The 20,532-nt window shown below is 71.3% G+C and carries 23 protein-coding genes; 16 read left to right on the plus strand and 7 right to left on the minus strand.

Annotated elements, in window-relative coordinates; genetic code table 11:
* Positions 1–20 precede the first annotated feature (20 nt).
* Together ACYQ1K_RS06510 and coaE are read left to right on the plus strand one after the other, a co-directional pair.
* Positions 21–446, plus strand: coding sequence for a MarR family winged helix-turn-helix transcriptional regulator (locus ACYQ1K_RS06510; RefSeq protein ID WP_459982014.1), 426 nt, complete (start codon positions 21–23; stop codon positions 444–446).
* A gap of 6 nt (positions 447–452) precedes the next feature.
* Positions 453–1,043, plus strand: a complete 591-nt coding sequence (coaE, locus tag ACYQ1K_RS06515) for a dephospho-CoA kinase (protein ID WP_459982015.1) — start codon at positions 453–455, stop codon at positions 1,041–1,043.
* A gap of 8 nt (positions 1,044–1,051) precedes the next feature.
* Here coaE and ACYQ1K_RS06520 read toward each other — a convergent pair whose 3' ends face one another.
* Positions 1,052–1,990 carry a sigma-70 family RNA polymerase sigma factor gene (locus tag ACYQ1K_RS06520; protein WP_459982016.1) on the minus strand — a complete coding sequence of 313 codons (939 nt, stop codon included), beginning with the start codon at positions 1,988–1,990 and terminating at the stop codon, positions 1,052–1,054.
* A gap of 166 nt (positions 1,991–2,156) precedes the next feature.
* Positions 2,157–4,301 carry a S9 family peptidase gene (locus ACYQ1K_RS06525; RefSeq protein ID WP_459982017.1) on the minus strand — a complete coding sequence of 715 codons (2,145 nt, stop codon included), beginning with the start codon at positions 4,299–4,301 and terminating at the stop codon, positions 2,157–2,159.
* Positions 4,302–4,338: 37 nt separating this feature from the next.
* On the opposite strand from ACYQ1K_RS06525, the gene ACYQ1K_RS06530 reads away from it, so the two are divergent.
* Genes ACYQ1K_RS06530 through ACYQ1K_RS06540 form a run of 3 tightly spaced genes read left to right on the plus strand, consistent with a single transcriptional unit; the run spans position 4,339 to position 6,420 of the window.
* On the plus strand, positions 4,339–5,022 hold the full coding sequence (locus ACYQ1K_RS06530) for a 5-oxoprolinase subunit PxpA (RefSeq protein WP_459982018.1): 684 nt from the start codon (positions 4,339–4,341) through the stop codon (positions 5,020–5,022).
* Complete coding sequence (locus tag ACYQ1K_RS06535; RefSeq protein ID WP_459982019.1) at positions 5,019–5,609, plus strand: 5-oxoprolinase subunit B family protein; 591 nt, start codon at positions 5,019–5,021, stop codon at positions 5,607–5,609. Before ACYQ1K_RS06530 ends, ACYQ1K_RS06535 begins: the two co-directional genes overlap by 4 nt.
* Positions 5,596–6,420 carry a 5-oxoprolinase subunit C family protein gene (locus ACYQ1K_RS06540; protein WP_459982020.1) on the plus strand — a complete coding sequence of 275 codons (825 nt, stop codon included), beginning with the start codon at positions 5,596–5,598 and terminating at the stop codon, positions 6,418–6,420. The genes ACYQ1K_RS06535 and ACYQ1K_RS06540 overlap by 14 nt, the downstream gene beginning before the upstream one ends.
* Here ACYQ1K_RS06540 and ACYQ1K_RS06545 read toward each other — a convergent pair.
* Entirely contained in the window at positions 6,392–7,714 is a 1,323-nt protein-coding gene (locus ACYQ1K_RS06545; protein WP_459982021.1) for a DNA polymerase IV, read from the minus strand. The genes ACYQ1K_RS06540 and ACYQ1K_RS06545 overlap by 29 nt on opposite strands.
* 93 nt (positions 7,715–7,807) lie before the next feature.
* Between ACYQ1K_RS06545 and ACYQ1K_RS06550 the strand changes: the two genes are divergently transcribed.
* Genes ACYQ1K_RS06550 through ACYQ1K_RS06560 form a run of 3 tightly spaced genes read left to right on the plus strand, consistent with a single transcriptional unit; the run spans position 7,808 to position 11,495 of the window.
* Entirely contained in the window at positions 7,808–8,863 is a 1,056-nt protein-coding gene (locus ACYQ1K_RS06550; protein ID WP_459982022.1) for a DUF4192 domain-containing protein, read from the plus strand.
* Between the two features lie 9 nt (positions 8,864–8,872).
* Entirely contained in the window at positions 8,873–10,000 is a 1,128-nt protein-coding gene (locus ACYQ1K_RS06555; protein WP_459982023.1) for a carboxylate-amine ligase, read from the plus strand.
* A 34-nt stretch (positions 10,001–10,034) separates the two neighbouring features.
* Positions 10,035–11,495: a glutamate-cysteine ligase family protein gene (locus ACYQ1K_RS06560; protein WP_459982024.1), complete on the plus strand. Its 1,461-nt coding sequence runs from the start codon at positions 10,035–10,037 to the stop codon at positions 11,493–11,495.
* Here ACYQ1K_RS06560 and ACYQ1K_RS06565 read toward each other — a convergent pair.
* On the minus strand, positions 11,492–11,953 hold the full coding sequence (locus ACYQ1K_RS06565) for a hypothetical protein (RefSeq protein WP_459982025.1): 462 nt from the start codon (positions 11,951–11,953) through the stop codon (positions 11,492–11,494). The two genes, ACYQ1K_RS06560 and ACYQ1K_RS06565, sit on opposite strands and share 4 nt — an antisense overlap.
* Before the next feature lie 112 nt (positions 11,954–12,065).
* Here ACYQ1K_RS06565 and ACYQ1K_RS06570 point away from each other — a divergent pair, with 112 nt between their 5' ends.
* From ACYQ1K_RS06570 to ACYQ1K_RS06580, 3 genes are all read left to right on the plus strand, one after another.
* A complete protein-coding gene (locus tag ACYQ1K_RS06570) occupies positions 12,066–12,470 on the plus strand; it encodes a universal stress protein (protein WP_459982026.1) in 405 nt (134 codons plus the stop codon).
* A 107-nt stretch (positions 12,471–12,577) separates the two neighbouring features.
* Positions 12,578–13,153, plus strand: coding sequence for an HhH-GPD-type base excision DNA repair protein (locus ACYQ1K_RS06575; RefSeq protein ID WP_459982027.1), 576 nt, complete (start codon positions 12,578–12,580; stop codon positions 13,151–13,153).
* A gap of 130 nt (positions 13,154–13,283) precedes the next feature.
* The gene (locus tag ACYQ1K_RS06580; RefSeq protein WP_459982028.1) at positions 13,284–14,828 is read left to right on the plus strand and encodes an RNA polymerase sigma factor; all 1,545 of its coding nucleotides are present in this window, start codon (positions 13,284–13,286) and stop codon (positions 14,826–14,828) included.
* A 136-nt stretch (positions 14,829–14,964) separates the two neighbouring features.
* Here ACYQ1K_RS06580 and ACYQ1K_RS06585 read toward each other — a convergent pair whose 3' ends face one another.
* From ACYQ1K_RS06585 to ACYQ1K_RS06595, 3 genes are all read right to left on the minus strand, one after another.
* A complete protein-coding gene (locus ACYQ1K_RS06585; RefSeq protein WP_459982029.1) occupies positions 14,965–15,807 on the minus strand; it encodes an EamA family transporter in 843 nt (280 codons plus the stop codon).
* The gene (locus ACYQ1K_RS06590; RefSeq protein WP_459982030.1) at positions 15,807–16,283 is read right to left on the minus strand and encodes a DUF456 domain-containing protein; all 477 of its coding nucleotides are present in this window, start codon (positions 16,281–16,283) and stop codon (positions 15,807–15,809) included. Before ACYQ1K_RS06590 ends, ACYQ1K_RS06585 begins: the two co-directional genes overlap by 1 nt.
* Before the next feature lie 72 nt (positions 16,284–16,355).
* Complete coding sequence (locus ACYQ1K_RS06595) at positions 16,356–16,586, minus strand: DUF7455 domain-containing protein (RefSeq protein WP_459982031.1); 231 nt, start codon at positions 16,584–16,586, stop codon at positions 16,356–16,358.
* A 297-nt stretch (positions 16,587–16,883) separates the two neighbouring features.
* Here ACYQ1K_RS06595 and ACYQ1K_RS06600 point away from each other — a divergent pair, with 297 nt between their 5' ends.
* From ACYQ1K_RS06600 to ACYQ1K_RS06620, 5 genes are all read left to right on the plus strand, one after another.
* A complete protein-coding gene (locus ACYQ1K_RS06600) occupies positions 16,884–19,022 on the plus strand; it encodes a DNA gyrase/topoisomerase IV subunit B (RefSeq protein WP_459982032.1) in 2,139 nt (712 codons plus the stop codon).
* A 32-nt stretch (positions 19,023–19,054) separates the two neighbouring features.
* On the plus strand, positions 19,055–19,441 hold the full coding sequence (locus tag ACYQ1K_RS06605; RefSeq protein ID WP_459982033.1) for a hypothetical protein: 387 nt from the start codon (positions 19,055–19,057) through the stop codon (positions 19,439–19,441).
* A 5-nt stretch (positions 19,442–19,446) separates the two neighbouring features.
* On the plus strand, positions 19,447–19,911 hold the full coding sequence (locus ACYQ1K_RS06610; RefSeq protein WP_459982034.1) for a PaaI family thioesterase: 465 nt from the start codon (positions 19,447–19,449) through the stop codon (positions 19,909–19,911).
* Between the two features lie 107 nt (positions 19,912–20,018).
* Positions 20,019–20,228 carry a hypothetical protein gene (locus ACYQ1K_RS06615; protein WP_459982035.1) on the plus strand — a complete coding sequence of 70 codons (210 nt, stop codon included), beginning with the start codon at positions 20,019–20,021 and terminating at the stop codon, positions 20,226–20,228.
* Between the two features lie 86 nt (positions 20,229–20,314).
* Positions 20,315–20,521 (plus strand): hypothetical protein, encoded by a 207-nt coding sequence (locus tag ACYQ1K_RS06620; protein WP_459982036.1) that lies wholly within the window; start codon positions 20,315–20,317, stop codon positions 20,519–20,521.
* Positions 20,522–20,532 lie beyond the last annotated feature (11 nt).

A 20,532-nucleotide genomic window follows, 5' to 3' on the forward strand; every position in this document is an offset into this window, starting at 1 on the left:
GACCGGTTAGGATCATTCCCGTGAACGGGCCTGCCGCCGACGAGGAGACCACCGGGGAGCTGCTGATGGCGGTGGCGCGGGCCCTGCGGCGGCGGTTCCAGCGGGCGCTGGAGTCGTACGACGTCACGCCGGCCCAGTCCCGCGCGTTGCACGTGATCGCTGAGCACGGTGCGACGAGGCCCTCCGAGATCGCCGACCGGCTCCGCATCGTGCCGCGCTCGGCGACCGAGGTGATCGACGCTCTCGAGGGTCGCGGGCTCGTGTCCCGTCAGCCCGATCCGACCGACCGGCGTGCGACTCGTGTGGAGGTGACCGAGGAAGGTCGCCGGCTGTCACGACTCATCGGGCAGACCCGGAGCGCCGAGTCCGAGCGCCACCTCGAGCGGCTCTCCGACGGCGACCGGGCCGACCTCGATCGGATCCTGCGCCGGCTGCTGGAAGACTAGGGCGCCGTGAGAGTGGGGCTGACCGGCGGCATCGCGTCGGGGAAGAGCACGGTGTCGCGGATCCTGTCCGAGCTGGGTGCGACCGTCATCGACGCCGACCAGCTGGCACGCGAGGTCGTGGCGGCGGGTACGCCGGGGCTCGCCGCGGTCGTCGACGCGTTCGGTCCGAGCGTGCTGACCGCACAGGGAGACCTGGACCGTCCGGGGCTGGGGGCCATCGTCTTCGCTGAGCCGGAACGACGCCGGACGCTGGAGGCGATCGTCCATCCGCTCGTGCGTGCACGCGCGGCCGAGCTCGAGTCGGCCGCCGGCCCGGACGCGGTGGTCGTCCACGACATCCCGCTGTTGGCCGAGACGGGCCAGGCCAGCACCTTCGACGCGGTGATCGTCGTCGATGTGCCCGAGGACGTCCAGGTGGCACGGATGCTCCGCGACCGGGGCTGGACCGAGGCCGACGCGCGCGCCCGCATCGCCGCCCAGGCGTCGCGCGAGGCACGGCTGGACATCGCCACCCATGTCATCGACAACACCGGGACGCTCGAAGACCTCCGCCGGAAGGTGACGGAGGTCTTCGAGGAGCTGGTCGCGATACGCTGAGAGCGCTCTCAGGCCGCGAGATCCGGGTCGCCGAGGCGACGGAGCTTCTGCAGCGCCTCCCGCTCGAGCTGGCGCACGCGCTCGGCGGAGATCCCGTGCTTGACACCGATGTCGGCGAGCTTGTGCTGGCGACCGTCGAGCAGGCCGTAGCGGGAGCGGATGATGTCGGCCGCGCGGTCGTCGAGCTGGCCGACAAGCGCGTTCAGACGTTCGCGGGACTCCTCGTCGAGCACCGTGAGGTCGGGACCGGGGGCGGTCTCCTGAGCCATCAGGTCGCCCAGGGACGTGTCACCGTCCTCGTCGACGGGGGAGTCGAGGCTCACGTGCTCGCGACCCCAGGCCATGAGGTCGAGCACGCGCTCGAGCTCCATCCCGAGCTCAGCGGCGATCTCGGCCGGCTCAGGGTCGCGACCGAGCTGGCGCTCGAGGGTCCGGCGGGCGCCACCGATCTGGTTGAGCTCCTCGACCACGTGGACCGGCAGACGGACGACGCGGGCCTGCTGCGCGATGCCCCGGGTGATCGCCTGACGCACCCACCAGGTCGCGTAGGTCGAGAACTTGTAGCCCTTGGTGTAGTCGAACTTCTCCACGGCGCGGATCAGGCCGGTGTTGCCCTCCTGGATCAGGTCGAGCATCGGCATCTGGGCGCGGCCGTACTTCCGGGCGATCGAGACCACGAGTCGCAGGTTGGCGGTGATGAAGGTGTCAACCGCCTTGCGCCCCTCCTCGGCCAGCCACTCGAGCTCCTGCTTGGTCGCCCCGCCGGGCGCCTTGCGGCCGTAGCGGCGCTGGGCGAGCAGGCTCTCTGCCATCAGGCCGGCCTCGATCGCCTTGGAGAGCTCGACCTCCTTGGCGGCGTCGAGCAGCTCGTTGCGGGCGATCTCGTCCAGGTAGAGGCCGACGCTGTCGCGACCCTCGATGTCGCGGATGGCGGTGCGTGTTGCCATGGGGACCCTCCTTCACATGCAGGGTTCGCCTGCAGGATCTCAACGCTTCAGGTGACCCTGGGATTCCCGGGCCATGCATGCGCTCTCGAAGGAAAGGACGTTCGACTGGTGCGTGAAGTTGCCTGGGAGCCGATCTCTCAGGGTCTTCTCAGGGCGACCCCCGTCCTCAGCGGTCCGCGAGGCCCAGCCGGTCGAGGATCCAGGCCAGGGAGAAGGCCCGGTCGTGCCAGGCCTGGTAGCGCCCGGAGACGCCGCCGTGACCGGCCGACATCTCGGTCTTGAGGAGCACGTCCGCTCCGGCCACGGCCCGCAGCCGAGCGACCCACTTGGCGGGCTCGACATAGAGCACGCGGGTGTCGTTGAGGGACGTCTCGGCCAGGATCGGCGGGTAGTCCTGCGCGGTGACGTTGTCGTAGGGCGCGTACGACGCGAGGTAGTCGTAGACCTCCGGGTCCGCCTCGGGGTTTCCCCACTCGTCGTACTCGACGACCGTGAGCGGCAGGGAGGCGTCGAGCATGGTCGTCAGGTTGTCGACGAACGGCACGGAGGCGTCGATGCCGGCGAAGAGGCCCCGCGGCGCCAGGTTCGCCACCGCGCCCATGAGGAGCCCCCCGGCGCTGCCGCCCTCCGCGACGATCGATCCCGCCGTGGTCCACCCCGAGTCGACGAGGTGCTGGGCGCAGGCGATGAAGTCGGTGAACGTGTTGCGCTTGTGCCCGAGCTTGCCGGCGTCGTACCACCGGCGCCCCATCTCGCCGCCGCCGCGGACGTGCGCTACCGCGAAGGCGGCGCCGCGCTCGAGCACCGAGAGGCGCGCGATCGAGAAGCCGGGGTCGATGCTGTGCTCGTAGGAGCCGTAGCCGTACAGGTGGACGGGCACCGGTCCGGCGGCCCGGGCGTCCTTGCGCACCACGATCGAGATCGGGAGCTGCTCGCCGTCGTCGGCGGGCGCCCAGAGGCGGTGCTCCTCGTAGAGGTCCGCGTCGTAGCCGCCGAGCACGGGCTGCTGCTTGCGCAGGGTGAGCGAGCGGCTGGCGACGTCGTAGTCGTAGACCGAGCTCGGCGTGCGCATCGTGGTGTAGCCCAGGCGCACGGTCGGCTGGTCGAAGGCGGGGTTGCCCCCCGACCCGATCGTGTAGAGCTCGTCGTCGAACTTCACGAGGTAGTCGTCCGCGATGCCCTCGGCGCCGAGCTCCAGCAGGCGGAGCTGGGTCAGCCCGCCGCTGCGCTGGTGGACGACGAGGTGGCTCGCGAAGGCGTCGACCGACTCCAGTCGCACGGCCGAGTCGTGGGGGATCAGCGGGGTCCAGTCCGCGCGCGGGGTCGGTGCGATGGGTGCCGTGGCGATCTCGAAGTCCGGGCCGTTTCCGTTGTGGAGGACCAGGAAGACGTCCTCGACGCCGCCGGCGCCGTCGGGCAGCGTGGCGTGCTCGAGCGAGTACTCGACGCCCTCCTCCCGGGCCGCGAAGACCTGCCAGCCCGACTCGCGGTCGTCGAGGTCGAGGAAGCGGTACTCCGTGGTGACCTTCGCGCCGGACTCGATCATGAGGAAGCGGTCGCTGCGGCTGCGGCCGAGCCCGCTCCAGAACCGCTCGTCGGGTTCGTGGAAGACCAGCTCGTCGTCGGCCTGGGACGTCCCCAGGACGTGGCGCCAGACCTTGTCGGGGCGCCAGGACTCATCGACGGTCGAGTAGTAGAAGCTCTCCCCGTCACGGTCCCAGGTCGCGCCGCCCATGACGCCGGTGATCTCGTCGCCGAGGAGGGCGCCGCTGGTGAGGTCCTTGACCCGGATCGTGTAGCGCTCGTCGCCGACGACGTCGGTGGCATAGGCCAGCCTGGTCGAGTCCGGCGACACGGCCGAGCCGCCGAGGGAGAAGAAGTCGTGGCCCGTCGCGAGCTCGTCGAGGTCGAGCAGCACCTCCTCGCCGGGCAGCGCCGGCTGCTCGGGATCGACGTCGGCCGGCGTCGGCGGCGTCCAGTCGTCGGGGTCGGTGACGGGGACGCGGCACGAGGCGCCGTACTCCCGTCCGACGAAGGAGCGGCCGTAGTACCAGTACCCCCGGTTGCGGAGCGGGACCGACAGGTCGGTCTCGAGGGTGCGCGACCGGATCTCCTCGAAGATCGTGGCGCGCAGGCCCTCCAGGTGCGCCGTGCGCGCCTGGGTCCAGGCGTTCTCGGCCTCGAGATAGGCGAGGACCTCGGGGTCGTCCTTGGCGCGGAGCCACTCGTACTCGTCGGTCCGGCTGCGGCCGTGGTGGGTGGTGGTGACCGGGCGCTTCGCGGCGACGGGAGGGAGGGGCTGGTCGGGCATGTCGCCGACCCTATCCGGCGACTCTATCCTCGAAGTCATGCGTGACGTGGTGGACCTGAACGCCGACCTGGGGGAGGAGGTCACCGACGATGAGGCGCTCCTCGCCCTGGTGACGTCGGCGAACGTCGCCTGCGGCTACCACGCCGGGTCGCCGGCGGTGATGCGCGCCGTGTGCGCCGTCGCTGCGGAGCGAGGCGTCTCCGTGGGCGCGCAGGTCTCCTACGCTGACCGGGAGAACTTCGGACGGGTCGAGCTCGAGGTGCCGGCCGAGGCGTTGCGCGAGCAGGTCGCCGACCAGGTCGGCGTGCTCTCGGCGATCGCGGAGGCGGCGGGCACGAAGGTGCGCTACGTCAAGGCGCACGGGGCTCTCTATCACCGCACCCGTCGCGACGCCGTCCAGGCGGCCGCGGTGCTCGAGGGCTCCGGCAGGCTGCCTGTCCTCGGGATGCCGGGCGCGCTCCTCACGCAAGCGGCCGAGGCAGGCCGTGAGGTGATCCTGGAGGGCTTCCCCGACCGCGCCTACGACGGGGACAGCCTCCGCCCGCGGGACCAGCCCGGCGCCGTGCTGACCGACGAGGAGGCGATCGTCCGGCAGGCCCTGGCTCTGGCAGGCTCGGTCCGCTCCCTGTGCCTGCACGGTGACACGCCCGGGGCGGTCGGGCACGCTCGCGCCGTGCGCTCCGCGCTGGAGAGCGCCGGCTGGCGGCTGGTCGGCCTGTGAGGACGCGACCGGTCGGGCTGCACGCCTTGCTGGCCGAGGTCGCCTCTCCGGAGGAGGCCGCGGAGCTGGCCGCATGGCTGCGCGGCGAGGAGCTGGACGTGGACGAGGTCGTGCCGGCCGCCCGGACCGTCCTGCTCGACGGCGTCGACCCCGACCGGGCGGCGGACCTGCTCGCGACCTGGCCAGGGGGCACCGCAGTCCGGCACCGGCGCAGTGTCGAGGTGCCGGTCGTCTACGACGGACCGGACCTGGAGGCGGTGGCGGCGCGGTGGTCGGTGCCGCCGGAGGAGGTCGTACGCCGGCACACGTCGCTGACGTTCACGAGCGCGTTCTGCGGCTTCGCCCCGGGCTTCGCCTACCTGTCCGGTCTGCCGCGGGACTGGTGGGTGCCTCGACTGGCCGAGCCGCGTGCTCGGGTGGCCGCGGGGTCCGTGGCGCTCGCCGGCGAATGGTGCGGGGTCTACCCGACGGCCTCACCCGGCGGGTGGCTCCTGCTGGGTCGCACCGACGTCACGCTCTGGGACCCGGACGCTCCGGAGCCCGCGCTGCTGGCGCCCGGGACGCAGGTGCGGTTTGTCGTCGCTTGAGGTCCTCGCCGCCGGCGCGCTGACAACGGTGCAGGACGCCGGACGGATCGGCTGGGCGCATCTCGGCGTGCCCCGGGCGGGCGCGCTCGACGCTCCGGCGGCGGCCCTGGCGAACCGGCTGGCGGGCAATCTGGTGGACGCCGCGGTGCTGGAGACGGTGCTCGGCGGCCTGACGGTTCGCAACGCCGGACCGGGCCGGTGGCTGGCCATGGCGGGCGCCTGTGACCCGCACGTGCGGTGGTGGGCGGCGGGGGAGGAGCTCCGGGTGCCAGAGCCCGCGAACGGCGTGCGTACCTATGTCGCCGTCGCGGGCGGGATCGCGGTCGACCCTGTGTTGGGCTCACGCAGCACCGACACGCTCGCGTGGGTCGGGCCGCTTCGTCTGAGCGCAGGGATGGTGCTGCCGCTCGGCGACCCCGTCGGTGCGCCGCGTCCGCTCGACGTGCCGCCCGCTCGGCGCTCGGGTCCCCTTCGGCTGGTGCCCGGTCCGCGGTCGGACTGGATCACTCCGGCCGCCTACGAGCTGCTCCTGTCCCATGAGTGGGCGGTCCGGCCCGACTCCGACCGGATCGGCCTGCGGCTCGACGGGCCGGCGCTGGAGCGGGCGTGCGACGCCGAGCTGCCCAGTGAGGGCATGGTCCTCGGGGCCGTGCAGGTCCCGCCCAGCGGGCGCCCGATCATCTTCCTGGCCGACCATCCGCCGACAGGCGGCTACCCGGTCGTCGCCGTGGCCCATCCCGACGACCTGTGGCGATGCGCGCAGGCGCGCCCCGGCGAGGTCGTCAGCTTCCGGGCGCCGGCCAGGGGCTGAGGGCCGGGTCATCGGTCGAGAACGACCGCACCGGGCCAGGGCCGGTCGAGGCCGTCTCGAACCGCACCGTCACCACGCCCCGCCCGGAGCCCCAGACCCAGCCCCGGCCGAGCTCCTGATGCACGACGTCCATGCCGGGTGCCCACTCCGGGCGCCGACGCAGAGGCGTCTCCGGCTCGGGAGCGCTGGGTGTCTCCTCCTCGGCTCCGGACTCCCCGAACAGGTCCTCCTGGATCCAGTCGGCGAGGCCGGAGACGCCGACGCCGAGCAGCCGAACGCCGCCCGAGGTCGCGCCGGTCGAGATCAGGTCGGTCAGCAGCGCGCGGGCGAGCCGGCCGATCGTGGCCGCGGCGTCGGTCGGAGCGGGCAATGTCGTGGACCGGCTCAACGTGGTGAAGTCGTAGAGACGCACCTTGAGCGTGACCGTCCGGCCCGAGAGCCCGTGCTTGCCCAGACGCTCCGCCACCTCGCGGGCCTGGCGGGTGATGAGGCCCTCCATCACGACCGCGTCGGTCAGGTCGGTGTCGTAGGTGCTCTCCACGCTGACCGACTTCGCCTCCTGCTCCGCCACGACGGGTCGGTCGTCCTCCGCGCGCGCCAGCTGGTAGAGGCTGCCGCCATGGGCCTTGCCGACCAGGCGCACGAGCTCGTCGAGGCTGACGGCCTCCAGGTCGGCGACGGTGTGGATGCCGGCTCGGCGTAGCCGCTCGTCGGTCGCGGGCCCCACGCCGGGGATCACCTTCACCCGCATCGGCCGCAGCAGGTCACGCTCGGTGCCCGGGGCCACCACCACGAGGCCATCGGGCTTGTCGAGGTCGCTGGCCACCTTGGCGATGAACTTGCTCGTGCCGGCTCCGACGCTCGCAGTGAGGCCGTCCGTCACCTCGCGCACCCGCTCACGGAGGTCGTCGGCGAACCTCGTCACCGAGTCGACGCTGAGGTCGGCGAGCTCGGACTGCTCCAGGTCGACGAACGCCTCGTCGAGGGAGAGCGGCTCGATGAAGGGGGAGACGCTCCTCAGCAGGCCCATCACCCGCTCGCTGGTGTCGCGGTAGGCGCCGAAGCGGGGATAGAGGAACGCGGCGTGCGGGCAGCGCGACCGGGCCTCGCGGGTCGACATGGCGGAGTGCACGCCGAACGTGCGGGCCTCGTAGGACGCAGTCGCCACGACGCCGCGACCGCCGACCCCTCCGACGATGACGGGCTTGCCCCGCAGGGAGGGCTTGTCGCGCTGCTCGACCGAGGCGTAGAAGGCGTCGAGGTCGAGATGGAGGACGGAGGCGTGCTGGCGCACGCACGGAACCTACCGTGTGCCGTCGGCGGGCGTTGTCCACAGGCCCGCACCGGTCGGCTCGCGTCGACCGGCGTCACGAGCGAGGGTGGCGACATGGCCTACACCGTCAGCACCGCCGAAGACGTCCTCGCGCTGGTTCCGGTCGTCATCGGCTTCGAGCCGGAGGACTCGATCGTGATGATCGCTCTCGATGGGTCGGCACGGTTCCACGCGCGGGTCGACCTGCCGGCCCCGCCGGTCGTCGAGGTGTGCATCGAGGCGCTGCTCGAGCCCGTCCGCCGGCATGGTGTCCTTCGGGTGATCTTCGTCATCTACAGCGGGGAGGAGCGTGCAGTCGAGGGAATGGCGCGCCTGCTGGAGCGGCGGTTCGAGTCGGCCGACGTGCGCGTCGTCGCCATCATCCGCACCCACGGGGGTCGCCGGTTCGATCCGCTCGGGCGTGCCGGGGTCCCGAGACAGGGCATCGCGTACGACGCCACGCTCCACCCGTTGCGCCTCGAGTCGATCGTCAAGGGCAAGGTCGTCGAGGCGTCCCGAGGCGAGCTCGTCGCACGTCTGCGCTCCGATCCGGCGGCGGTCATCGCGGTCGAGCACGCCCTCGCCCGGCTGGGGGCCGAAGCCGCGGACGCGCACGAGGCCGCGGCCGAGCCCTCGGTGGCCCCCCGACAGGAGTTGGGGTCGAACGCGCCGGCCGCGAAGGCCGCGCCGGCCGCGAAGGCTGCGGTGGCCGCGGTGGCCGCGATGCGACTGAGCGGCCCGGCGCTGCGCACGATGGTCGCCCGTCATGCCGCAGCCGGCACGGCGCCCGACGATGCCGAGGTCGCGCGGATCCTCCTAGCCGTCCATGATCCGGCGGTCCGCGACCACGCCTGCCGGGCGATCCGACGGGCGGACGCTGCCGGACACATGAGGCTGTGGACCGATCTGGTGCGACGGGCGCCGGCGGGACTGGTCGCGGACGCCGGCGCGATGTTGGCCCTGGCAGCCTGGATGAACGGCAACGGAGCGCTGGCGTGGTGCGCCGTCGACCGGTGCCTGGCTGTTCGCGCGGACCACTCGCTCGGGCGGCTGGTGGCCGCTCTGCTCCGCGGTGCCGTCGCGCCCACGGAGGAGTGGAGACGCAGGTTTCCCCCCGGATCGGCTGGATAACGTGGCGGCATGTGCGCCCGAACCGTGGGGGTCGAGGAGGAGCTGCTCCTGGTCGATCCGGAGACCCGTGCGATCAGCTCGCGCGCCCCCGAGGTCCTCAAGGCCAACCGAGAGCACGGCAGCGGTCGGCGCCCCCGGGCGTCGACGGATGAGCTGGACCAGGAGCTCTTCGGTCACCAGATCGAGACCCGCACCGACCCGACCGCGGATCTCGACGACGTCGCGCGGCAGCTGGTGGCCGCCCGCCGCACCGCCGGGGAGGCCGCGATCTCCGCCGGGCTGGGCGTGATCGCGTGCGGCGTCATCCCCATCGAGGGCCATGAGCCGCGGGTCTCCCCGAACGAGCGCTACCGAGCGATGGTCGAGATCTTCGGGGCGACCGCACGCAACGGCAGCACGTGCGGCACCCACGTGCACGTGGCGATCGACTCACCGGAGGAGGGCGTCGGCGTGATCGACAGGATCGCCCCGTGGCTGCCCGTCCTGGTGGCCATCGGCGCGAACTCGCCCTTCGCTGAGGGGAGGGACACCCACTACGCCTCATGGCGCTCGCAGGCCTGGATGAGGTGGCCGAGCGCGGGCTCCACGGAGGCATTCGAGAGCGTCGAGGGCTACCAGGAGGCCTCCCGGATGCTGCTGATGACCGGGGCGGCCCGTGACGAGGGGATGCTCTACTTCGACGCTCGGCTCTCCGCGGGACAGCCGACCGTCGAGGTGCGCGTCCTCGACTCGTGCACCGACCACGAGGACGCGGTGCTGGCGACCGCCCTCGTGCGGGGCCTGGTGGTGACCGCGTCACGGGAGTGGCAGCAGGAGCGGCCGCTGGACCGGTGGCGCGCTGAGCTGCTGCGGGCATGCCACTGGCGCGCGGCACGGATGGGGTTGACCAACACGCTCGTCGATCCTCGCCTGCGCGAGCGGCGGCCCGCCCGCGACGTCTTGGCGGCCCTTGTCGACCATGTGCGCGACGTCCTCGAGGAGACCGGCGACCTCGAGCGGGTGAGTGCCGGGGTGGAGCGGGTCCTGCGAGCCGGCGGGGCGACCCAGCAGCGGGCTGCCTACGAACGGAGCGGCAGCGTCGAGGGCGTCGTCGACGACCTGCTCGCCCGCACCGAGGCGACGTGGAGGACGCCGTAGTGGCGGGCGACCGCCGACCCGAAGGAGGGCACTGATGGGCGAGGAGGTCGAGGAGCAGGAGTTCGGCGGCGCGGATCGGGCGCGCTTCCGCGAGAAGCTGCGACGCAGTCTCGATGCGCTGGCGCGGATGCTCGCCGAGCAGCGCTTCGACGCGACGGACCCGATGACGGGGCTCGAGGTCGAGCTCAACCTCGTCGACGACGACGGCCTGCCGATGCTGCGCAACGCGGAGGTGCTCGACGCGATCGACCACCCGGACTTCCAGACGGAGCTGGCCCGCTTCAACGTCGAGGTCAACGTGCCGCCCACCGTCCTTCATCACGGCGGTCTCGTCCGGCTGGAGGAATCTCTGCGGGAGCGTCTCGACGAGGCGAAGAAGCGGTCGGCGTCGGAGGGTGCGGACCTGATGATGATCGGGATCCTCCCCACGCTGGCCCCCGAGCACCTCGAGCCGCCCAGCATGAGCGCCGACTCGCGCTACTCGGTGCTCAACGAACAGGTGCTGGCGGCTCGGGGCGAGCACATCAGGATCGCCATCGAGGGCGCCGAGCGGCTGGAGATGGAGGCCGACACGGTGCTGCCCGAGGCGGCGTGCACGAGCACCCAGTTCCACGTCCAGGTCCGCCCTGACCGGTTCGCGGCGTACTGGAACGCCTCCCAGGCGGTCTCCGCCCTCCAGGTCGCCATCGGCGCCAACTCGCCGTACTTCCTCGGCAAGGAGCTGTGGCGCGAGACCCGCATCCCACTCTTCGAGCAGTCGACCGACACTCGCAGCGAGGAGCTGCAGGCGCAGGGCGTCCGTCCACGCGTGTGGTTCGGGGAGCGCTGGGTCACCTCGGTCTTCGACCTGTTCGAGGAGAACCGGCGCTACTTCCCGGCGCTGCTGCCCGTGCTGGGCGAGGAGGACCCACTCACCGTCCTCGATGCGGGCGGCACGCCGGGGCTCGCGGAGCTGCGCCTGCACAACGGCACCATCTACCGCTGGAACAGGCCGGTCTATGACGTCACCGACGGCGTGCCGCACCTGCGCGTGGAGAACCGGGTGCTGGCCGCCGGGCCGACGGTGACCGACACCATGGCGAACGCGGCGCTCTACTTCGGGCTGGTGCGGTCGCTGGCCGAGAGCGAGCGGCCCCTGTGGTCCCGGCTGCCGTTCGCGGTCGCCGAGGCGAACTTCCACGAGGCCGCCCGCCACGGCATCGCGGCCGAGGTCCGTTGGCCCGGCCGCGACCAGGTAGCGGCCACGGAGGTCGTCCTCGCGCTCCTGGAACAGGCGCGCGCAGGGCTGCTGGCATGGGGTGTGGACGGCGAGGACGCGGACCGTCTGCTCGGCGTCATCGAGCAGCGCGCCAGGCGCCGGACCAACGGTGCCGAATGGCTGGTGCGGCGGGTGCGGGAGCGGTCGCGCGACGGTCGCCGAGCGGCCCTGCGTGCGACGTTGCTCGACTACCGGGAGCGGATGCACACCGGCGCGCCGGTCCACACCTGGGACTAGGGGACTGTCACCGACGGGGACACGCCGGAGCGCCGCCTCACCCGGGCCCACCGCCGCTCCAGCCCACTGCGCGGGTCGCGCCAGCCGTGCCCGCTGACGACGACGTAGATCAGGGGCCGGCCCGCCTCCGCGAAGGCCTGGCGGGCGCCCGCCAGCCATTCGATGTCGACGTCCTGGTCGACCAGGAGGTCGCCCGGACGTGTGAGCCAGACCAACGGCAGCCCGGAGGGCTCGAGCCGGTGCACGAGCGCGGCGACCACGTCGGCACGCAGGCTGTGATCCATCGCCTCGTCGGCGTGCACCGGATGCGCCAGCCGGCGGCCGTCCGGTGCGCCGACGTGCAGGATCGGCAGACGGCTTCGCGGTCGCTCGCCCAGGGCATGGTCGCGGACCGCGTGCCGCAGTGCGCGTCGCAGCGGCTGCGCCAGCGGCTCGCTCAGGCCTGCCCGATGTTCCATGAGCTCCAGCCTGCCGGACGCCGCCGCGCCACGCCGCTGCTCATCCACAGTCTGCCCACGCGACCCGCAGCGTGTGTAACCTGGCTCACACTTGCCGAGCGAGGAGGTCGCGATGTCGACGGTCGTGGTGGGCTACGTGCCGAAGCCCGAGGGTGATGCCGCGCTGGAGAAGGCCGTGCAGGAGGCCGAGCTCCGCGGGCTCAAGCTCGTGGTGGTCAGCTCGCATCGAGGCGGACCGGACTACGACGACAAGGCGGCCGAGGAGCAGGATGCGGCACTCGACGACGTCCGTCGGCGCCTCGACGCCAAGGGGGTGCCCTACGTCATCCGACAGCTCGTCCGCGGGTTCGACCCGGCCGACGACCTCATCAGCATCGCCGAGGCCAACGCCGCCGAGCTCATCGTCATCGGCCTGCGCCGACGCTCGCCGGTCGGCAAGCTGATCCTCGGCAGCAACGCCCAGCGCATCCTCCTGGATGCGCACTGCCCCGTGCTGGCGGTCAAGGCCGGCGACTGACCGGACAGGCCGTTCGCCGACGTCATGCGGAAGGTGTCACCGCTCCCACGGTGTGCCTGACGTCCCGCGCCGGGACGGCTCGGGCGCGGGTCGGGCAGGATGGTCGCATGGCCATCCAGATCGCCCAGGACGCTGCTGCCGACAAGGTGCTGTCCGAGGACCCGTTCGCCCTGCTCGTCGGCATGATGCTCGACCAGCAGTTCCCGATGGAGCGCGCCTTCGCCGGCCCTGCGAAGGTGCTCGAGCGGTTCGGCACGCTCGACCCCGCAGCCATCGCGGCCGCTGATCCGGAGGCGTTCTCCGAGCTCTGCCGTCGGCCACCGGCGATCCACCGCTACGGCGGCGCGATGGCCGCTCGCCTCCAGGAGCTCGCCGGCGTGGTGGCGACGCAGTACGACGGAGACGTGACGCGGCTGTGGAACGAGGCGACCAGCGGCACGGAGCTGCTCAGGCGCGTCATGGCGCTGCCCGGCTTCGGCAAGCAGAAGAGCCAGATCTTCGTGGCGCTCCTGGCCAAGCAGCTCGGCGTACGGCCGGAGGGCTGGCAGGCGGTGGTGGGTGCCTACGGCGAAGAGGGGTACCGGTCGGTTGCCGACGTGGTCGACCCCGTGTCGCTGCAGAAGGTCCGCGCCTACAAGCAGGAGCAGAAGGCGGCGGCGAAGGCTGCGTCAGCACGTAAGTGAGCCGCTGGTGACGGTTCTTCAGGATCTGCGTGGCAGAATGAGACAGCGGCTCTTGACGTAACCGGGCCTTGCCGCGCCCCGAAGCCACGAGGCCAGCGTTGGCTGGCCGTCGAAAACACTGTCACGAGAGGTGTTCGTGTCCTCGAACGCACGCAAGATCCCCGCCGAGGTGCTGAGCCACCCGGCTGTCGTGTCGCTCATCGACCGGGCCAGGCCCACCGGTCGCGTCACGCCGGAGGAGGTGCGTCAGGCGACGGAGCTCGCCGCGGTCGAGCCCCGGCATCTCAAGGCGCTGCTCGGGCATCTGAGCACGCTCGGGATCTCGGTCGACCTCGGGGCGCCCGGGCTCAAGACGGCCGCCGCGACGTCGACGACCAAGAAGACGACCACCGCCACGACCGAGACCGGAGCGGCGGACGAGGAGACGTCCGGTTCGGCGAACGCAGCTGACGAGGACGTCGACTCCGACGAGTCTGCCGACGCTGACGCCGACATCGAGGACGTCGACATCGAGGACATCGAGGTCGAGGACGCCGACGCGGCGGAGGAGACCGACGCCGAGGACAGCGAGGACGCGGGGGGCGACGAAGCCGAGGGCCGGGTCGGCCCCGACGGCAAGAAGCTCCTGCCCGACATCTCCGACGATCAGTTCGAGAAGGACGTCGCGACCGACCCGTCGATCGCCGAGGACGAGAAGGAGGCCTCCTTCGTCGTCTCGGCCGCCGACGACACCGACGAGCCCGAGCAGCAGGTCATGGTCGCGGGCGCGACCGCCGACCCGGTCAAGGACTACCTCAAGCAGATCGGCAAGGTGCCGCTCCTCAACGCCGAGATGGAGGTCGAGCTCGCCAAGCGGATCGAGGCCGGTCTCTTCAGCGAGGAGAAGCTGGCCAAGGGCGGCAAGCTCACGCCGAAGCTCGAGGAGGAGCTCGAATGGATCGCTGAGGACGGTCGGCGCGCCAAGAACCACCTCCTCGAGGCGAACCTGCGACTCGTCGTCAGCCTCGCGAAGCGCTACACGGGTCGCGGCATGCTCTTCCTCGACCTCATCCAGGAGGGCAACCTGGGTCTGATCCGAGCGGTCGAGAAGTTCGACTACACCAAGGGCTACAAGTTCTCGACGTACGCGACGTGGTGGATCCGGCAGGCCATCACCCGCGCCATGGCCGACCAGGCCCGCACGATCCGCATCCCGGTGCACATGGTCGAGGTCATCAACAAGCTGGCGCGCGTCCAGCGCCAGATGCTCCAGGACCTGGGTCGCGAGCCCACCCCGGAGGAGCTCGCCAAGGAGCTCGACATGACCCCCGAGAAGGTCATCGAGGTCCAGAAGTACGGTCGCGAGCCCATCTCGCTCCACACCCCGCTCGGCGAGGACGGCGACAGCGAGTTCGGTGACCTCATCGAGGACTCCGAGGCCATCGTCCCGGCCGACGCAGTCAGCTTCACCCTCCTGCAGGAGCAGCTCCACGCGGTGCTCGACACCCTGTCGGAGCGTGAGGCCGGCGTCGTCAGCATGCGCTTCGGCCTCACCGACGGTCAGCCGAAGACCCTCGACGAGATCGGCAAGGTCTACGGCGTGACGCGCGAGCGCATCCGTCAGATCGAGTCGAAGACGATGTCGAAGCTGCGTCACCCCTCCCGGTCGCAGGTCCTGCGCGACTACCTCGACTGACCCGCGTCAACGACGTCATACGCCCTGGCTGCCGAAGCAGCCAGGGCGTATGACGTCCTGTGACGTCCTGGGGCGTGCGGCGACGATGTCCTACGAGGTGGTCGCCCAGACGGCCAAGGCGTCGGACGTCGCGGGGTCAGGCGGCCGCGACCAGCGCCACGGCGATCGCGCACAGGCCGAGGCCGACGGCTTGGGTGCGGTGCACGTGCTCGCGAAGCACGGTGATGGCGAGCAGGACCGTGGCGGCGGGGTAGAGGGCCGCGATCACGGCCGAGATCGTGAGCATCCCGTGGTCGAGTGAGGCCACGAAGAGCGCAAGCGCGGTGGCGGCGAGGACGCCGGTGGTCGTCGAGAGAGCCGCGGTCCGGCTCCGGGGGAGCCAGTCCTCCCGGGCCACGAGCGCGCCGACGACGACCACTCCGGCCCCGACGAGCAGGCTGAGCGCGACGGGCCAGAAGCCGTCCGCATCCGGCGCACGGGCGATCGCGGCGAACCCGACGCCGAAGCCGCACCCGGCGATCAGGCCGTCCCGCACGCCCGAGGGCCCAGCCGCGGAGCGGTCGGGCACCTGAGCGGCCGGCTCGCAGGCGACGAGGAAGGTCGCGGGCACCGCCAGGAGGATCCCCGCCCACGCCGTCGCCGAGGGCCGGTCGCCGGTGAGCACGCCGACGCCGGCGGGGAGGAGCGCGGCCACGACGCCCGACGTCGGCGCGACGACGCCCATCCGGCCCGATGCCAGCCCCCGGTAGAGGAAGGACAGGCCGATGCCGCTGCCGATGCCGGACAGCACACCCCAGGCGGCGCCCGCGGCGCTGAGCGACCCGCCGTGGACGAGCGCCAGCATCAGGAGGGCGACAGACCCGGTGATCTGCGAGCAGAACGCTGCCGTCCAGGGCGGGATGCGGGTCGAGATCACCCCGCCGACGAAGTCGGAGGTGCCGTAGGCGATGGCGGAGAGCAGGGCGAGGACGACCGCCATCAGGCGACCACGACGCCGACGACCCACACGCCCGCGGCCAGGACCCCGAAGGCCAGCTCGATGAGGATCGACAGACCGGCCGCGCCGAGGGCGCGCCTCGTCGAGGGCCAGGCCCGGACGCGCCCGAGGCGGACCCACTCGGCCAGGAAGATGCCGAGGACGAACCCGAGGAGGATGCCGACCACCGGGACCACGAAGAAGCCGACGACCCCGAGGACGAGGCCCGCGAGCTGGGTCGACATGGGGATGCCGGCGTCCTTCAGCCGGCGGCCCGGCACGAGGTACTTGACGATCGTCCCCGCCATCAACAGCACAGCCGCGACCGCGAAGACGAGCCAGGCGGTCGACCCTCCCGTCGTCGCCGCCCAGAGCAGGATCGAGCCGCCGACGATCAACGTTCCGGGCAGGATCGGGACGATGGTCGTCGCCAGCCCCACGGCGATGGCGAGGGCGAGCAGGATCTCGAGGGGTGACACGCTGGACAGACTAGGGAGACAGAAGGCCCCGGACGTCGTCCGGGGCCTTCAGATGGTCAGGGTCGGCGGCGCTCAGTGCTCGGCGTCGGGCGCCGGGGCGGGGGTCGTGCTGAGCTTGTGGGTCTCGTCGACGACGTTGACCGCGATCTCCTTGAGCTTGTCACCGTGCTCGCGGGCGTGGTGCGCGCAGAAGAGAAGCTCCCCACCGGACTGGAGCTCGACTCGAAGGTAGGCCTGGGCCCCGCAACGGTCGCAGCGGTCCGCAGCGGTCAGCTGGGAGCTGCTGGCAACGGCAGTTGTCACATCGGCCTCATTTCTCTTCTCTGTCTTCTGACAGGTGCAACGTAGTCGCGGGGTGCGAGATTCCCCAGGAACTGTGGTGCCCGCCACCTCAATCCAACCATGGTCCTGCGTGGTGCTCCTCACACGTTCCGTGTCCCGAAACACCACAGTCCGTGTACCCAGTCTGACGACCGCCCGAGCGATCCGAGACGATTTCGGCCAACCTGGCCCGATCGTGTCCGCATCGTGACGTCCGCCGCTCTCGTCCCGCTCACCGTAAGCCTCCCCTCCACGCGCGTCCCTGCACGCACGAGCGGCGTGTCGCAGGTAGATTTCCTCCTATCCGTTTCCGACTCCGCCACCACCCCGACGCCTCGTCCGGCTAGGAGCAGCACGATCGACAGCACGTACAACGCCGCCCACCTCCTCGTCCTGGAGGGGCTGGAGGCCGTCCGCAAGCGTCCCGGCATGTACATCGGGTCCACCGACACACGCGGGCTCATGCACTGCGTCTGGGAGATCATCGACAACGGCGTCGACGAGGCGCTGGCCGGCCACGCCCATCGCGTCGAGGTGACCCTGCACCCCGACGGCTCGGTGGAGGTCTACGACGACGGCCGCGGCATTCCCACCGACAAGGAGCCCAAGACGGGGCTGCCCGGCGTCGAGGTCGTGGCGACCAAGCTCCATGCGGGCGGCAAGTTCGGCGGGTCGTCGTACGCCGCCACCGGTGGTCTGCACGGCGTCGGCCTCTCGGTCGTCAACGCGCTGTCCTCGCGCATGGACATCGACGTCGACCGCTCGCCGGCCCGGCAGGGGCTCAGCTTCCAGCGCGGCGTGCCGGGCGTCTTCGAAGGCGACGGGCCGACGGCGACGTTCACGCCGCAGAGCGGGCTGACCCGCAAGGGCCGCCGCGTGGTGAAGGGCAGCTCCGGCACCCTCATCCGGTTCTGGCCCGACCGCCAGATCTTCACGAAGGATGCGAAGTTCGTCTACGACGAGCTGATCGGCCGTGCGCGGCAGACCTCCTTCATCGTGCCGGGGCTCGAGCTGATCATCCGGGATCTGCGCGGGCCGGACCCGGTGGAGGAGAAGTTCCGGCACGACGGTGGCATCGCCGAGTTCGCCGAGTTCCTCTCCCACGACGAGCCGGTGACCGACGTGCTGCGCCTGCGGGGCGCGGACACCTTCACCGAGACGGTGCCGATGCTCGACGACCTGGGCCACATGACGCCGCAGGACGTCGAGCGGGAGCTGACCGTCGACGTCGCGGTGCGGTGGGGCGTGGGCTACGAGACCGAGCTTCGCTCCTTCGTCAACGTCATCGCCACCCCCAAGGGCGGCACCCACCTCAGTGGGTTCGAGCAGGCGGTGACCCGCACGTTCAACGATGCGATGAAGGCCGCCAAGGTCCTCAAGGTCAACGACGCCGACGTCATCAAGGACGACGTCCTCGAGGGCATGACGGCCGTGGTGACGGTGCGGCTGGCCGAGCCGCAGTTCGAGGGCCAGACGAAGGAGATCCTGGGCACGCCGGCCGCGCGGACCGTCGTGCGCAAGGTCGTCTCCGCGGAGCTGAAGAGCTTCCTCACCTCGACGAAGGCCAAGGAGAAGCAGCAGGCGCGGCTGGTCATGGAGAAGGTGCTCGGTGCCTCCAAGACCCGCATCGCGGCCCGCCAGCACAAGGAGACGCAGCGGCGGAAGAACGCCCTGGAGTCCTCGGCGCTCCCCGCCAAGCTCGCCGACTGCCGGGCAGCCGACAACGAGCGCACCGAGCTCTTCATCGTCGAGGGCGACTCGGCCCTGGGCACCGCGAAGCTGGCGCGCAACAGCGAGTTCCAGGCGCTGCTGCCCATCCGGGGCAAGATCCTCAACGTGCAGAAGGCGTCGGTCGCCGACATGCTCAAGAACACCGAGTGCGCCTCGATCATCCAGGTCGTCGGAGCGGGGTCGGGACGCACGTTCGACCTCGACGCGGCGCGCTACGGCAAGATCATCTTCATGGCGGACGCCGACTCCGACGGCGCCCACATCCGCACGCTCCTCGCGACCCTGTTCTTCAAGTACATGCCGGATCTCGTGGCGGCGGGTCGCGTCTACTCCGCGGTGCCACCGCTGCACCGCATCGAGCTCTCCAACCCGAAGAAGGGGATGGACAGGTACGTCTACACCTACTCCGATGACGAGCTGCAGCGCAAGCTCGCGGAGCTGCGCAAGAAGAACGTGAGCTGGAAGGACCCGGTCCAGCGCTACAAGGGCCTCGGCGAGATGGATGCCGACCAGCTCGCAGAGACGACCATGGATCCGCGGCACCGGACCTTGCGGCGGCTCACGGTCGACGACGCCGAGGGGGCGTCGGGGATCTTCGAGCTGCTGATGGGCTCCGACGTGGCGCCGCGCAAGGAGTTCATCGTGGCGGGCGGAGGCAACCTCTCCGAGGAGGACCTCGACTTCTGAGCGCCGACTTCTGACCCACTAGAGTCGCACGGGTGGATCAGAAGGTGCGGCGCGCGGCGGTCGCGAAGGCGTTCAAGGCGCGCAAGGTCGCACTGCGCAAGGGCCACTGGCGCCTGCCGGCGGACGAGCTGACGTGGTACGTCGACCTCCGCTCCGACGGCCCTTCTCCGTCGGCCGCCCTGCGCTTCGAGGTCGGCGCGTGGGCTGGCTCGCTCGGTCCGGAGCCAGATGGCGGCGCCGTCGACTGCGCCCTCCTGCTCGACGTGCCACTGGAGGGCGACCCGGCGGCGGCCACCGACGCGCTCGTGGACCGGCTGACGCAGCTGCCGACGCTCGAGGCTCTGGCCGACGCCCGCCGGGCCGGTGAGCTGGCAGGGGCGCATGTCGACCAGGACCTGCGCGAGCTGTTGGGGGAGTGAGACAGATGGCCCAGACCGAGACGACGTCCATCCAGGACACCTGGCTGCCTGAGCTGACCTGCTTCGGCTGCGGCCCGGCGAACGCGGACGGCCTGCAGCTGAAGAGCGTCGTGGACGGCGAGTGGGGCGCCAGGGCGACCTTCATGCCGTGGCCGCAGCACGACAACGGACTCGGCTACCTCAACGGCGGGATCATCGCGACGCTGCTCGACTGCCACAGCGCCGCAGCCGTCGTGCAGGTGGCGCACGCCCATGGCTGGCCGCCACTCGGGGACGCCCTGCTGCCCTACGTGACGGCCGGCCTGGACGTGCGCTATCGGCGGCCCGCCCCGCTGACCGAGGCGGTCTCACTGCTCGCGGAGGTCACGGCCGCCAGCGAGGACGAGATGACGTGCCATGTCCGGCTGGAGTGGGACGACAAGCTGCGCGCCGAGGGAACGGCACTGTGGAAGAGGTGGCGTCCGCGCTGACGCGCGGGGTGCGCTTGCGTGACACGGGGCAAGTCACGGAACGGTCACGCTGGGCTCGGTTCGATGTGCTCGCACATCTCCACACCTACGCGGCGCAACGAGAGGAGGTGACCACCATGCGCAAGGAGCTGACCTTCTCGGAGCTCGACAGCGAGCACGTCGAGCTGCTTCCGGCACGAGACACCCTGACCTTCTTCGGCAAGAACAACTGGGCAACCGTCTTGGCGTCCAACTCCTCGACCGCGCTCAACGTAGCGTCGTTCCACTCGATCGCGGCGAGCAACGCTCTCCAGAGCGTCTCCGTCAGCCAGAGCTGATCTCCCCCGGGTGTGGCCTCCCCGTGGCGCCGTCCCGGGGCGGCCACACCAGCACGGCATCGACCCCGGAGAGGGGGTGAACCGACATGCCAGCACGCTCGGTCCTCGAGCTCGACGATCTCGCCCGGGAGCACGGTGAGGTCCTGCCCGACCGCGACACCCTCTGCTACGTCGGGTGCGTCAACGTCACGAACGTCGTGGGGGTCAACGTCGCGATCGCAGTCAACGCGGCGACCATCAACTCGCAGGCCAACGCCTTCGCGATGCAGTACATCGCGGCCCACCTGCACTAGCGGCAGGTCCC

Source organism: Nocardioides sp. AN3 (genome assembly GCF_054653495.1).

Bases quoted from the DNA above. Each gene is read 5' to 3' on its own strand.
- ACYQ1K_RS06585 (WP_459982029.1), bottom strand. From the start codon at position 15,807: ATGGCGGTCGTCCTCGCCCTGCTCTCCGCCATCGCCTACGGCACCTCC.
- ACYQ1K_RS06555 (WP_459982023.1), top strand. From the start codon at position 8,873: ATGTGCGCCCGAACCGTGGGGGTCGAGGAGGAGCTGCTCCTGGTCGAT.
- ACYQ1K_RS06575 (WP_459982027.1), top strand. From the start codon at position 12,578: ATGGCCATCCAGATCGCCCAGGACGCTGCTGCCGACAAGGTGCTGTCC.
- ACYQ1K_RS06530 (WP_459982018.1), top strand. From the start codon at position 4,339: ATGCGTGACGTGGTGGACCTGAACGCCGACCTGGGGGAGGAGGTCACC.
- ACYQ1K_RS06565 (WP_459982025.1), bottom strand. From the start codon at position 11,953: ATGGAACATCGGGCAGGCCTGAGCGAGCCGCTGGCGCAGCCGCTGCGA.
- ACYQ1K_RS06610 (WP_459982034.1), top strand. From the start codon at position 19,447: ATGGCCCAGACCGAGACGACGTCCATCCAGGACACCTGGCTGCCTGAG.
- ACYQ1K_RS06620 (WP_459982036.1), top strand. From the start codon at position 20,315: ATGCCAGCACGCTCGGTCCTCGAGCTCGACGATCTCGCCCGGGAGCAC.
- ACYQ1K_RS06550 (WP_459982022.1), top strand. From the start codon at position 7,808: ATGGCCTACACCGTCAGCACCGCCGAAGACGTCCTCGCGCTGGTTCCG.
- ACYQ1K_RS06570 (WP_459982026.1), top strand. From the start codon at position 12,066: ATGTCGACGGTCGTGGTGGGCTACGTGCCGAAGCCCGAGGGTGATGCC.
- ACYQ1K_RS06560 (WP_459982024.1), top strand. From the start codon at position 10,035: ATGGGCGAGGAGGTCGAGGAGCAGGAGTTCGGCGGCGCGGATCGGGCG.
- ACYQ1K_RS06520 (WP_459982016.1), bottom strand. From the start codon at position 1,990: ATGGCAACACGCACCGCCATCCGCGACATCGAGGGTCGCGACAGCGTC.
- ACYQ1K_RS06525 (WP_459982017.1), bottom strand. From the start codon at position 4,301: ATGCCCGACCAGCCCCTCCCTCCCGTCGCCGCGAAGCGCCCGGTCACC.